Source organism: Streptomyces sp. CoH27, from assembly GCF_020181035.1.
In the GTDB taxonomy this organism is placed as follows: domain Bacteria; phylum Actinomycetota; class Actinomycetes; order Streptomycetales; family Streptomycetaceae; genus Streptomyces; species Streptomyces camelliae.
The window spans coordinates 88,991-102,012 of record NZ_JAIQYY010000014.1 but is presented as its reverse complement, the minus strand read 5'-3'; the positions used below and the strand labels follow the sequence as shown (position 1 = coordinate 102,012).

Annotated in this window: 11 protein-coding genes and 1 riboswitch; of the genes, 10 read left to right on the top strand and 1 reads right to left on the bottom strand. The window is 70.7% G+C overall.

The window, feature by feature from the left end; genetic code table 11:
• The first annotated feature begins 23 nt into the window (after positions 1-23).
• Complete coding sequence (locus LE548_RS24530; protein WP_225099108.1) at positions 24-1,085, top strand: nucleoside triphosphate pyrophosphohydrolase; 1,062 nt, start codon at positions 24-26, stop codon at positions 1,083-1,085.
• A gap of 296 nt (positions 1,086-1,381) precedes the next feature.
• Positions 1,382-2,617 carry a cytochrome P450 gene (locus tag LE548_RS24525; protein ID WP_225099237.1) on the top strand — a complete coding sequence of 412 codons (1,236 nt, stop codon included), beginning with the start codon at positions 1,382-1,384 and terminating at the stop codon, positions 2,615-2,617.
• 27 nt (positions 2,618-2,644) lie between these two features.
• On the opposite strand, the gene LE548_RS24520 is transcribed toward LE548_RS24525, so the two are convergent.
• Complete coding sequence (locus LE548_RS24520) at positions 2,645-3,328, bottom strand: DUF899 family protein (RefSeq protein WP_225099107.1); 684 nt, start codon at positions 3,326-3,328, stop codon at positions 2,645-2,647.
• Positions 3,329-3,641: 313 nt separating this feature from the next.
• On the opposite strand from LE548_RS24520, the gene LE548_RS24515 reads away from it, so the two are divergent.
• The 8 genes from LE548_RS24515 to LE548_RS24480 all read left to right on the top strand — a co-directional run bounded on the left by LE548_RS24515 (position 3,642) and on the right by LE548_RS24480 (position 12,975).
• Complete coding sequence (locus LE548_RS24515) at positions 3,642-4,781, top strand: transglycosylase family protein (protein WP_225099106.1); 1,140 nt, start codon at positions 3,642-3,644, stop codon at positions 4,779-4,781.
• Positions 4,782-4,946: 165 nt separating this feature from the next.
• Positions 4,947-5,124: riboswitch (cyclic di-AMP (ydaO/yuaA leader) on the top strand.
• A 4-nt stretch (positions 5,125-5,128) separates the two neighbouring features.
• Positions 5,129-5,830 (top strand): transglycosylase family protein, encoded by a 702-nt coding sequence (locus tag LE548_RS24510; protein ID WP_225099105.1) that lies wholly within the window; start codon positions 5,129-5,131, stop codon positions 5,828-5,830.
• Between the two features lie 349 nt (positions 5,831-6,179).
• Positions 6,180-7,466 carry a phosphopyruvate hydratase gene (gene eno / locus LE548_RS24505; RefSeq protein ID WP_225099104.1) on the top strand — a complete coding sequence of 429 codons (1,287 nt, stop codon included), beginning with the start codon at positions 6,180-6,182 and terminating at the stop codon, positions 7,464-7,466.
• Between the two features lie 170 nt (positions 7,467-7,636).
• A complete protein-coding gene (locus tag LE548_RS24500; RefSeq protein WP_225099103.1) occupies positions 7,637-8,113 on the top strand; it encodes a septum formation initiator family protein in 477 nt (158 codons plus the stop codon).
• A gap of 57 nt (positions 8,114-8,170) precedes the next feature.
• Complete coding sequence (locus LE548_RS24495) at positions 8,171-8,725, top strand: DUF501 domain-containing protein (protein WP_225099102.1); 555 nt, start codon at positions 8,171-8,173, stop codon at positions 8,723-8,725.
• Positions 8,722-9,663 (top strand): Ppx/GppA phosphatase family protein, encoded by a 942-nt coding sequence (locus tag LE548_RS24490; protein ID WP_225099101.1) that lies wholly within the window; start codon positions 8,722-8,724, stop codon positions 9,661-9,663. The genes LE548_RS24495 and LE548_RS24490 overlap by 4 nt, the downstream gene beginning before the upstream one ends.
• Before the next feature lie 463 nt (positions 9,664-10,126).
• The gene (locus LE548_RS24485) at positions 10,127-11,506 is read left to right on the top strand and encodes an NAD(P)/FAD-dependent oxidoreductase (RefSeq protein WP_225099100.1); all 1,380 of its coding nucleotides are present in this window, start codon (positions 10,127-10,129) and stop codon (positions 11,504-11,506) included.
• Between the two features lie 176 nt (positions 11,507-11,682).
• Positions 11,683-12,975, top strand: a complete 1,293-nt coding sequence (locus LE548_RS24480) for a cyclopropane-fatty-acyl-phospholipid synthase family protein (protein WP_225099099.1) — start codon at positions 11,683-11,685, stop codon at positions 12,973-12,975.
• Positions 12,976-13,022 lie beyond the last annotated feature (47 nt).

Here is a 13,022-nt window from a genome sequence, read left to right as displayed (position 1 = left end):
CCGCCGTGGGTTACGTTCGGATCGTGAACGCATCCAGCTCCGACCTCGCCCCCGCGGCCGACCCCGGCCGTATCGTCCTGCTCACCACCAGCCACCGCGTCGCCCCCGGCCTGCTGTCCTGGCCCGCCTGGCAGGCCCTGCACGCGGCCGACGCCGTGCTGTGCGCGGACGGCGCGCATCCGCAGCTGCCGTATCTGCGCGAGGCCGGCATAACGGTGGCCGAGGCGGCCCCCACCGCACAGGAGCTGGTGGACGCCTGCGCCGACGGGCGGACGGTGGTGGTCGTGGCCACGGCCGAGGGCGAGCCCGCGCTCACCGACGGCCTGGCCCGGCTGGCCGGCTCCGGCCGGGTCACCATGCCGGAGCTGGAGCTGCTGCCCGCCTCCTACGACCTGCCCGGCGCCCGTCTGCTGGACCTGGTGCAGGTCATGGACCGGATCCGGGCCGAGTGCCCCTGGTCCTCCCGGCAGACGCACGAGGGCCTCGCCAAGTACGGCATCGAGGAGGCCTACGAGCTGGTCGAGGCGATCGAGGCCGGTGACCGGGAGGAGCTGCGCGAGGAGCTGGGCGACGTCCTCCTCCAGGTCGTCTTCCACTCCCGGATCGCCGAGGAGCATCCGGACGCACCGTTCTCGGTCGACGACGTGGCGGGCGGCATCGTCGCCAAGCTCATCCACCGCCATCCGCACGTCTTCGGCGACGAGAAGGCCGAGACCCCGGAGGACGTCAAGGAGCACTGGCTGCGCACCAAGGCCGAGGAGAAGCGCCGCACCTCGGTCACGGAGGGCGTCCCGCTCGGCCAGCCCGGCCTGGCCCTCGCCGCCAAGCTCACCTCCCGCGCCCGCACGGCCGGCCTGGAGGTCCCGCTGCCCCAGGGACAGGGCATCGGCTACGAACTCCTCGCGCTGGCCGCCCGCGCCGACGCGGAGGGCGTGGACCCGGAGGCGGCCCTGCGGGCGGCGGCGCGTGCGTACCGGGACGCGATACGACAGGCGGAGGGAGTCGCACCCGAGGCGATACGCGCGGCCGGCGACGACCACCAGGACGCGGAGGCCCACCCGGATCCGGATACGGTCGAGGAGTGACCGACCAGCACGACCCCTCGACCGCCCCCGCCTCCCTGGCCTCCGCCGCCGACCCGGCAGCAGCGTCCGCCGAGGGCTCAGCCGCCGACCCGGCAGCAGCGTCCGCCGAAGGCTCAGCCGCCGCCTCCGCCGAGGGCCGCAACGCCCCCTCGGCGGCAGCGTCCGCCGACGGCTCAGCCGAGGGCTCCACCGCCGACGCAGCCTCCACCGCCGACCCGGCCGCCGCCTCCGCCGAGGGCCCCGCGGCCGAGGGCTCAGCCGCAGCCCACGCCGAAGGCACTGCCTCCGCCCCCGAGCTGTTCACCTGGGAGTTCGCCGCCGATCCGTACCCGGCCTACGCCTGGCTGCGGGAGCACGCGCCGGTGCACCGGACGCGGTTGCCCAGTGGGGTCGAGGCCTGGCTGGTCACCCGGTACGGCGATGCCAAGCAGGCCCTCGCCGACCAGCGACTGAGCAAGAACCCGGCGCATCACGACGAGCCCGCGCACGCCAAGGGGAAGACTGGTATCCCCGGCGAGCGCAAGGCCGAGCTGATGACGCATCTGCTGAACATCGACCCGCCGGACCACACCCGGCTGCGCCGGCTGGTCAGCAAGGCGTTCACGCCCCGGCGCGTGGCCGAGTTCGCGCCCCGGGTGCAGGAGCTGACCGACCAGCTCATCGACCAGTTCGCGGAAAGGGGGTCGGCCGACCTCATCCACGAGTTCGCCTTCCCGCTGCCCATCTACGCCATCTGCGACATGCTCGGCGTCCCGCGCGAGGACCAGGACGACTTCCGGGACTGGGCGGGGATGATGATCCGGCACGGGGGAGGGCCCAGGGGCGGGGTCGCGCGGTCCGTCAAGAAGATGCGCGGCTACCTCGCCGAGCTGATCCACAAGAAGCGCGAGGCGCTGCCCGCCGAGCCCGCGCCCGGCGAGGACCTGATCTCCGGTCTCATCCGCGCCTCCGACCACGGTGAGCACCTCACGGAGAACGAGGCCGCCGCGATGGCGTTCATCCTGCTGTTCGCCGGTTTCGAGACGACCGTGAACCTGATCGGCAACGGCACCTACGCGCTGCTCACCCACCCCGGGCAGCGCCGGCGGCTGCAGGACTCCCTGGCACGCGGGGAGCGGGACCTGCTGGAGACCGGGGTCGAGGAACTCCTGCGCTACGACGGCCCGGTGGAGCTGGCCACCTGGCGGTTTGCCACCGAGCAGCTCACCGTCGGGGGGCAGGACATCGCGCCCGGCGACCCGGTGCTCGTGGTGCTCGCCGCGGCCGACCGGGACCCGGAGCGGTTCGCCGACCCGGATGTGCTGGACCTCTCCCGCCGGGACAACCAGCACCTCGGCTACGGCCACGGCATCCACTACTGCCTCGGCGCGCCGCTCGCCCGCCTGGAGGGGCAGAGCGCGCTCGCCACGCTGCTCACCCGGCTGCCCGATCTGCGCCTCGCCGCCGATCCGGCCGACCTGCGTTGGCGCGGCGGGCTCATCATGCGGGGCCTGCGCACACTGCCCGTGGAGTTCACGCCGACCGCCCGGTAGCGCCGGCTGCGCGGGAGCCGGCGGCCGTCAGTAGTCCAGTCCCGCGAACCAGTCGCCACGGCCGCCCGGCGTCAGGTCGAGGAGGTGCCAGACGGGGTTGAGGAGGTCGAGGCCGCGCTGGTCGATGTCCTCGGCCATACGGGGGTGGGCGGAGTAGAAGTGGCGGACCGTGCCGTCCGGGTCCCGGGTGAAGACGGAGACGGTGGAGTCCTGAACCCCGTCCTCGTCCTCGCTGCCCAGGTCGTACTTGAAGGTGCTGTCCCCGGCGCTCAGCAGACGCAGCCGGGACCAGTCGCGGCTGCGGGCGTGCTGCCGCAGGACGGGCGGGTCGGCGGCCGCGACGACGACGAGGTCGGCGTTCCGGGCGACGTGGTGGGCGACGCCGTTGAAGCCGTCGATCCACAGGGTGCACATCGGGCACGGGTCGGTCTGCCGTTTGCCGTACATGAGGTGGTAGACGATCAACGGCCGGCCGGGGCCGGTGAACAGTTCGCTCAGCCTGACCTCGCGGACGGGGGTGTCGCCGGCATGGAGGTCGGCGGGGCCTTCGAGAAAGACGTAGTCGTCGACGCCGGCGCCCTGCGGAAGCGCCCTGCGCAGGGCCGCGACCTTCTCGCGGTGGCGCATGAGCTCGATCTCGGCGTGGCGGAGTTCCTCGCGGGCGGCGAGGTAGTCCGCGGACTCACCGGGCAGCCGGGTGTGCAAAACCATCGTCTCCTCCTGGGTGGGAAGCCCCCGGGGTCATGTCGAGTCCATGGTCGCGGCCGCTCCACGCGCCGGGCGTGAGGCGCCGCCGTTCCCGGCGGGTGACGAAGACGGGTGACAAAGCGGACGGAACCGGAGCGTCGGGCGTGGTGTGAGGACGCGTGAGGAGGAGATGACAAACCTTCAACTCTGTGATCTTCACGTGATCTGCGCGGCATTAACTTGTGACTAGTGATCGTCTGCCGATACGTTCACCCATCAGCGTGGCGACAGGCATCACCCGCCGCGCCGGCCCTGCTGTCGCACGAAAGGTTTCCGCATGCTCACCGGGAACGGTCGTCACCGTCGCCCCCGTCAGGCTCCGGCTCTCCTCGTCGCGGCCGGAGTGACCGGCTCCGCCATCGCGATCCCGCTGCTCGGTGCCGCGAGCGCCAGCGCCGCCGACGGCACCACGTGGGACAAGGTCGCCGAGTGCGAGAGCGGAGGTTCCTGGAGCGCGGACACCGGCAACGGGTACTACGGCGGCCTGCAGATATCGCAGGACGACTGGGACAAGTACGGCGGCACGCAGTACGCCCAGAGCGCCGACCAGGCCAGCCGCTCCCAGCAGATCGCCGTCGCCGAGAAGATCCTCGCCGACCAGGGCACCAAGCCGTGGACCATGTGCGCGCTGACCGCCGGGCTGACCTCCAGCTCGGGTTCGGTCGACGTCGACACGGGCGTCGGGGGCTCCGGGAGCAGCGCGAGGTCGGGTGGCGGCTCCGGATCGGCGGACGGCTCCAACTCGTCCGGTCTGTCGGATTCATCCTCTACTGGCGCCGGTTCCGGTTCCGGCTCGGGGTCCCAGTCCGGTTCGAAGTCCGGCTCCGGTGCGGACTCTTCGCCGGGTTCCAGTGCCTCGACGGCCCCGGGGCGGGGCGGCGGTGCCGGCAAGGCGCAGGGCGCGGGCGGCGGTTCCACTGAGAGCGGCAACCCCAAGACGGACAAGACCGACAAGGCGGGCTCATCCGGTTCCTCGGGTTCGACCGGTTCCGCCGGTTCCAGCGGCTCCCCCGGTGGCGGGAACTCGCCGGGGGGCGACAGCTCGCCCGCGGCCACCCCCGGGACCGACGAGTCGGACAATTCCCGGCAGAGTGTCGGCTCTTGGAGCCTCGTCGACACCGGAGCCCTCAGCAGTGGCGGACGTCACCGCGGCGACAGTGCGGACGAAAGCCTCACAAACGGTCAGAACGGCCAACCCTCCGGCCGTCACGCGAACCCTCAGCCGGGCACCTACACCGTCCAGGCGGGCGACACCCTCGCCTCCATCGCCGACTCCCTTGGCGTCCACGGCGGATGGCATGCGCTCTACGACGACAACAAGAGCGTCGTCGGCGCCGACCCGAACCACATCACCGCCGGTCAGACCCTGGAAGTGCGTCACGAAACGGACGCGAAGCAGGGGGAATTGACGCCCTGATTGATCGCTAAATGTCCGGTTTGGCGAAAGTGTGGGATGAGTCTCAGAAGCCCTGATCGTCTTTGAAATTCCGTCGATTCCGTGTCTACGGTCAGGACCGCTCGTCACCACGAGCCCCGGCAGCCGCAACGCCGAATCCTGCCAGCGGTCGTCCGGGAACAGTCGTCGCGTCATGCGCCGTAGGCAGGAGCGGGGGACCCAAGGTAGGCGCCGGAACCGGCAGTTGAGGCTGCCGGCACCGGCTTGGGGTGAAGCCGCAGGCCCGCGACAGCGGGCGTGCGACCGGGCAACTCAACCGGCCCGAACCCGACAGCTCACCTCGCAGGCGTCGGTGAGGGGATCGATCCATGCTGTTTTCCGGCAAGGGCAAGCACCGTCGCCCGTCCAAGGCCGTCCGTGTCGTCGCGCTCGCCGGTGTCACCGGTGCCGCTGTCGCCGCCCCGCTGATGGCGGCCGGCAACGCCTCCGCCGCCACCGCCTCCGAGTGGGACGCGGTCGCCCAGTGCGAGTCGGGCGGCAACTGGTCCATCAACACCGGCAACGGCTTCTACGGCGGCCTGCAGTTCACCAACTCCACCTGGGCCGCCTACGGCGGCACCGCCTACGCCGCGCGCGCCGACCTCGCCTCCAAGGCGCAGCAGATAGCCGTCGCCGAGAAGGTCCTCGCGGGCCAGGGCAAGGGCGCCTGGCCGGTCTGCGGCACGGGCCTGTCCTCCGCGGCGTACAACGGCTCCGCCCCCACCGCCTCGTCGAAGACGGCCGCGCCGAGCACGAGCAGCGGCACCGCCACCCGCTCCACCGACCAGCAGGCCGCCACCCGCTCCACCACGCGCACCGCGCCCTCGGCGAGCAAGACCGTCACCACCCCGACCGGCAAGACGGTCAAGAAGGGCGACGGCGAGTACAAGGTCGTCAAGGGTGACACCCTCAGCGCCATCGCCGAGAAGCACCACGTCGCCGGCGGCTGGCAGAAGCTGTTCAAGCTGAACAAGGACATCGTCCAGGACGCCAACCTCATCTACCCGGGCCAGCAGCTGCACCTGAAGTGACATCCGGCTCCGGCCGGACGCACAGTGCTCTCACAGCCCTTCCCCCCACACTGAAGCCCCCGTGAGGGCCACCCCCCGTCCCCACGGGCTCCCCGCCCCGGCGCGTGTTCCCCCGTACGCGCCGGGGCGGGGTTTTCATGTCCGCTCCTGTTTCCCCTCCCGTTTCCCCGTTCTTCACCCCCACCCCTCTTTGTTCCGCTCATGAACAATGGGTACCGTCTGCATGTCCCTCCCCGTCCACGGGACGGTCGGTCGGTGGCCGACAGCCCCGGGACGGTTAGGCTCTAGTCGCAAGGCACAGCCGTAAGGCAGACAGCCCCGCACTTCCAGCGTCACATCCAAGAAGGAGATGCTCGTGCCGTCCATCGACGTCGTCGTAGCCCGGGAAATCCTGGACTCCCGAGGCAACCCCACGGTCGAGGTCGAGGTCGGCCTCGACGACGGCAGCACGGGTCGTGCCGCCGTCCCGTCCGGCGCCTCGACCGGTGCCTTCGAGGCCATCGAGCTGCGCGACGGTGACCCGAACCGCTACCAGGGCAAGGGTGTCGAGAAGGCCGTCCTCGCCGTCATCGAGCAGATCGGCCCGGAGCTGGTCGGCTACGACGCCACCGAGCAGCGCCTGATCGACCAGGCCATGTTCGACCTGGACGCCACCGACAACAAGGGCTCCCTCGGCGCCAACGCCATCCTCGGCGTCTCCCTCGCCGTCGCCCACGCCGCCTCCGAGGCCAGCGACCTGCCGCTGTTCCGCTACCTGGGCGGCCCGAACGCGCACCTGCTGCCGGTGCCGATGATGAACATCCTGAACGGTGGCTCGCACGCCGACTCCAACGTGGACATCCAGGAGTTCATGATCGCCCCGATCGGCGCGGAGTCCTTCTCCGAGGCCCTGCGCTGGGGTGCCGAGGTCTACCACACGCTGAAGAAGGTCCTGAAGAGCAAGGGCCTGGCCACCGGCCTCGGCGACGAGGGCGGCTTCGCCCCGAACCTGGAGTCCAACCGCGCCGCGCTCGACCTCATCCTTGAGGCCATCAAGGAGGCCGGTTACATCCCCGGCCAGCAGATCGCCCTCGCGCTCGACGTCGCCGCCTCCGAGTTCTACAAGGACGGCAAGTACCTCTTCGAGGGCAAGGAGCGCTCCGCCGCCGAGATGACGGAGTACTACGAGGAGCTCGTCGAGGCCTACCCGCTCGTCTCCATCGAGGACCCGCTGTTCGAGGACGACTGGGCCGGCTGGAAGGTCATCACCGACAAGCTCGGCGACAAGGTCCAGCTCGTCGGCGACGACCTGTTCGTCACCAACCCCGAGCGCCTCGCCCGCGGCATCGAGGAGGGCACCGCCAACGCCCTGCTGGTCAAGGTCAACCAGATCGGTTCGCTGACCGAGACCCTGGACGCCGTCGAGCTGGCCCAGCGCAACGGCTTCAAGTGCATGATGTCGCACCGCTCCGGCGAGACCGAGGACGTCACCATCGCCGACCTCGCCGTCGCCACCAACTGCGGCCAGATCAAGACCGGCGCCCCGGCCCGCTCCGAGCGCGTCGCCAAGTACAACCAGCTGCTGCGCATCGAGGAGATCCTCGACGACGCCGCGGTGTACGCCGGCCGCAGCGCCTTCCCCCGCTTCAAAGGCTGAGCCTTCCCGGACGTCCGCTCTGCGGACCATCAGGCACAGCAAGGGCTGAGCCAACCTGGCGTAAGGCTTAGCCAGTCGTACGTACGTCCCCGTACCCGGTCCCGTACCGTGTCCGGGGACGTACGCGCGTGTGTGTACGGGACCGACGGGATGGACGGGAGGCGGGGATCATGGCCGTGAAGGACCGGGACCGGTTCTCCACCGCGACCCGGCTGCGGCTGCTCGGCGAGCAGACGGCGGCGCGGGTCTACCGCTCCCAGACCAAGCGGCAGGCCCGCCGCTCCCGGCTCACCGGCCGCGCGGCCCTGCTCGCGCTGGTGCTGTGCTCGATCATCGTCGCCCTCGCCTATCCGATGCGCCAGTACGTCTCCCAGCGCGCGCAGATCTCCGACCTCCAGCGGCAGCAGGAGCAGGCCCGTGAGCGCGTGGAGCAGCTGCGCGACCTCAAGGCACGCTGGCAGGACGACGCCTACGCCGAGCAGCAGATCCGGCGCCGGCTGCACTATGTGATGCCGGGGGAGACCGGGTACGTGATCGTCGAGCCGGGCGCCGCCCGGCAGTCCCGCGCCGACCTGAGGGCCGCCCAGCGTCCCTGGTACGCCAACGTCTGGGACGGAATCGACAAGTCCGACGCCTCGGACCAGTGAACCGACAGTCCGACGCCTCGGACCAGTGAAACGACAGAAAGCCGATCTGAAGCAGTCATGGAAACGCCTCCGCCGCCCACCCCGCGCACCGAGCCCACCGCCGCGGACGTAGCGGCCTTCAAGCAGCAGCTCGGCCGTCCGCCGCGGGGTCTGCGGGCCATCGCGCACCGCTGCCCCTGCGGTCAGCCGGACGTCGTGGAGACGGCGCCGCGGCTGCCCGACGGCACGCCGTTCCCGACGCTGTACTACCTGACGTGCCCGAAGGCGTCCTCCGCCATCGGCACGCTGGAGGCGAACGGCGTGATGAAGGAGATGACGGAGCGGCTGGGGACCGACCCGGAGCTGGCCGCCGCCTACCGGGCCGCGCACGAGGACTACATCCGGCGCCGGGACGAGATCGAGGAGCTGACGGGCTTCCCGAGCGCGGGCGGCATGCCGGACCGGGTCAAGTGCCTGCACGTCCTGGTGGCCCACTCGCTGGCCGCGGGGCCGGGTGTGAACCCGCTCGGCGACGAGGCCCTGGCGATGCTGCCGGAGTGGTGGCGCAAGGGCGCGTGCGTGACGCTCGGCGAAGGCACCGAGCCGCTCCCCACCGAGGAGGACGAGAAGTGACCCGCGTCGCCGCCATCGACTGCGGCACCAACTCCATCCGGCTGCTCGTCGCCGACGCCGACCCCGAGACCGGTGAACTGGTCGACCTGGACCGCCGGATGACGATCGTGCGGCTCGGCCAGGGCGTCGACCGCACCGGGCGGCTCGCACCGGAGGCGCTGGAGCGGACGTTCGCCGCGTGCCGCGAGTACGCCGCGATCATCAAGGAGCACGGCGCCGAGAAGCTCCGCTTCGTCGCCACCTCCGCCTCCCGGGACGCCGAGAACCGCGACGAGTTCGTGCGGGGCGTGCTGGACATCCTCGGGGTCGAGCCGGAGGTGATCACGGGCGACCAGGAGGCCGAGTTCTCCTTCACCGGCGCCACGAAGGAGCTGACCGGTCGGGCCGACCTCACCCAGCCGTATCTCGTCGTGGACATCGGCGGCGGCTCCACGGAGTTCGTCGTGGGGAACGAACACGTCCGGGCCGCGAGGTCCGTGGACGTCGGCTGTGTGCGGATGACCGAGCGGCACCTGGTGCACGGCGGCGAGGTCTCCGACCCGCCCACTGAGGAGCAGATCGCGGCCATAAGGGCCGACGTCGAGGCCGCCCTGGACCTGGCGGAGCAGACGGTGCCGCTGCGCGAGGCGCACACGCTGGTGGGCCTCGCCGGGTCCGTCACCACCGTCTCGGCCATCGCCCAGGAGCTGCCCGAGTACGACTCCGCGCGCATCCACCACTCCCGGGTCTCGCACGACCGCGTCCGCGAGATCACCGAGTGGCTGCTGCGCTCCACGCACGCCGAGCGCGCCGCGGTGCCGTCCCTGCATCCGGGCCGGGTCGACGTCATCGCCGCGGGCGCCCTCGTCCTGCTCGCGATCATGGAACGCGTCGGTGCCGAGGAGGTCGTGGTGAGCGAACACGACATCCTGGACGGGATCGCCTGGTCCCTCGCATGAGCCTCGCAGGGGGCGTGAGGGTCTCTTTCCCGCCCCTTTGCTACTCACCGGTAGCCTCCGTTGAGCAGGTTGGATAACGTGTGAGCGGGCTGTTCGAGGGTTCCGATGACACGCCGTCGGAAAAGTTCGTGAAGTTCTTCACAAGGAAATCGGTCCCGGCGGGGGATCAGAAGCCCCCGCTTGGCCCTTTCGGGGGCTCAATGGGCCTTTGAGCGTGCTCAGCCGAGTGGTACGAGGGTGTTTCGGGAGGGTGTCCGCGAGGGCTCTCCCGGGCGCCTCACGCGACGGCCGCCGGGGCAGAGAGGCAGCTCACGCGGCCTTGACAACGGGTCAGACCGCCCGTGGGTTCCCCTTCCCCGACATGACCTGCGTCACGCGGGCCGCGGAGTTTAGCACAGGCCCTGTAGGACCTTGTGAAGGGGCGCACGAGCACCGCTCAAGAGGCGGGTGGATACTCGATGCCATGAGCACCACGGAGCGTCCCAGGATCCTCGTAGTAGGCGGTGGGTACGTAGGCCTGTACGCAGCTCGGCGCATCCTCAAGAAGATGCGCTTCGGAGAGGCGACCGTCACGGTCGTCGACCCCCGGTCGTACATGACCTACCAGCCCTTCCTCCCCGAAGCCGCCGCCGGCAGCATCTCCCCTCGCCACGTCGTCGTCCCGCTGCGACGCGTGCTGCCGAAGGCGGAGGTCCTCACCGGCCGGGTCACCACCATCGACCAGGACCGCAAGGTCGCCACGATCGCCCCGCTGGTGGGCGAGGCGTACGAGCTGCCCTTCGACTACCTCGTCATCGCCATGGGCGCGGTCTCCCGCACCTTCCCGATCCCCGGCCTCGCCGAGCAGGGCATCGGCATGAAGGGCATCGAGGAGTCCATCGGCCTGCGCAACCACGTCCTGGAGCAGCTGGACAAGGCCGACTCCACGACCGACGAGGAGATCCGCCGCAAGGCGCTCACCTTCGTCTTCATCGGCGGTGGCTTCGCGGGCGCGGAGACCATCGGCGAGGTCGAGGACATGGCCCGGGACGCGGCCAAGTACTACAAGAACGTGTCCCGCGAGGACATGCGCTTCATCCTGGTCGACGCCGCCGACAAGATCCTCCCCGAGGTCGGTCCCAAGCTCGGCCAGTACGGCAAGGAGCACCTGGAGGGCCGGGGCGTGGAGATCTACCTCTCCACCTCGATGGACTCCTGCGTCGACGGCCACGTGGTGCTGAAGAACGGCCTGGAGGTCGACTCCAACACCATCGTGTGGACCGCCGGCGTCAAGCCGAACCCGGCCCTCGCCCGCTTCGGTCTGCCCCTCGGCCCGCGCGGCCACGTCGACTGCGAGCCGACCCTCCAGGTCAAGGGCACGGACTACATCTGGGCCGCCGGTGACAACGCACAGGTCCCGGACCTCGTCGGCCGCAAGGCGGGCAACGAGAACGCCTGGTGCCCGCCCAACGCCCAGCACGCGCTGCGCCAGGCCCGGGTCCTCGGCGACAACGTGGTCTCCGGTATGCGGGGCTTCCCGCAGAAGGAGTACGAGCACGCCAACAAGGGTGCGGTCGCCGGTCTCGGCCTGCACAAGGGCGTGGCGATGATCGTCATGGGCAAGATGAAGATCAAGCTCAAGGGCCGCCTCGCCTGGTACATGCACCGTGGCTACCACGGTCTGGCGATGCCGACCTGGAACCGCAAGATCCGCGTCTTCGCCGACTGGACCCTGAGCATGTTCCTCAAGCGCGAGGTCGTCTCCCTCGGCGCCATGGAGAACCCCCGCGAGGAGTTCTACGAGGCCGCCAAGCCGGCGCCGGTCGCCGCCGCGAAGACCGAGGAGAAGGCCAAGGCCTCCTGACCTTCGACGGTCGCTGAACCAACCGGAGGACCTCCCGCCATCCGTGGTGCGGGAGGTCTTCCGGCGTTTTCGGGGGTGATCGGGGGTACTTGGTAGGCCGATTGCGGGATTACGGGGAGTGGCCGACGTCGTTTACGTGGTAACCGGCATCCGGGATCTCGTCTTGGAGGTGTGCCATGGCGGACGCCGCGTCGCGGCTGAGGAGTCTTGCCGAGCAGGTACTGGGAACACCGCTGCCGCTCCGGCTGCGGGCCTGGGACGGATCGCAGGCCGGGCCGCCGGACGCGCCGGCGCTGGTCGTGCGCAACCGCCGCGCCCTGCGCCGGATGCTGTTCAAACCGGGTGAACTCGGCCTCGCCCGCGCCTGGGTCGCCGGTGACCTGGACATCGAGGGCGACCTGTACACCGCCCTCGACGCGATGGCGGCCCTGGTGTGGGAGCGCGAGGAGGACTCCAGGACCCTCCTTCAAGCCCTGCGCGACCCGGACGTACGCGCCGCCGCCCGCGACCTGCTCAAGCTCGTCGGCCCCCCGTTCCCGCCCGCCCCGCCGCGCGAGGAGGTGCGCAGGCCCCGCAGGCATCTGCACAGCCGGCATACCGACAAGCGGGCCATCAGCCACCACTACGACGTCGGCAACGACTTCTACGAGCTCGTCCTGGGCCCGTCCATGGTGTACTCCTGCGCATACTGGGAGGACGGCGGCTCGCTTGAGTCCGCCCAGCGCGACAAGCTCGAACTCATCTGCGCCAAGCTCGGCCTGAAGGAGGGTCAGCGGCTGCTGGACGTCGGCTGCGGCTGGGGCTCGATGGCCATCCACGCGGCCCGCGAGCACGGCGTGAGCGTCGTCGGGATCACCCTCTCCCAGGAACAGGCCACCTACGCCCGTAAGCGGGTCGCCGACGAGGGACTGGCCGACCGGGTGGAGATCCGCGTCCAGGACTACCGGGACGTGACGGACGGGCCCTTCGACGCCATCTCCTCCATCGGCATGGCCGAACACGTCGGAGCCGAACGCTATCTGGAGTACGCGGGCCAGCTGTACGCGCTGCTGAAGCCGGGCGGACGGCTGCTGAACCACCAGATCGCCCGCCGCCCGCAGCGCGACGAATCGGCGTACGAGGTGGACGCGTTCATCGACGCCTATGTCTTCCCCGACGGCGAACTCGCACCCGTGGGCACCACGGTCACCCAGCTGGAGCGCGCCGGGTTCGAGGTGCGGGACGTGGAGTCGATCCGCGAGCACTATGCCCGCACCCTGCGGCAGTGGGTCGCCAACCTGGAGGCGGACTGGGCCCGCGCGGTCCGGCTCACCAGCCCCGGCCGGGCCCGCGTCTGGCGGCTGTACATGGCCGCCTGCGCGCTGGCCTTCGAACGCAACCGCATCGGCGTCAACCAGGTCCTGGCCGTCCGCACCCCGGAGTCGGGTTCTTCCGGGCTGCGGCTGCGCCCCCGCACCTGGCACGACTGACACGGCGAGGGGCCCCGCTCCGGTGACGGAACGGGGCCCCTCGCACT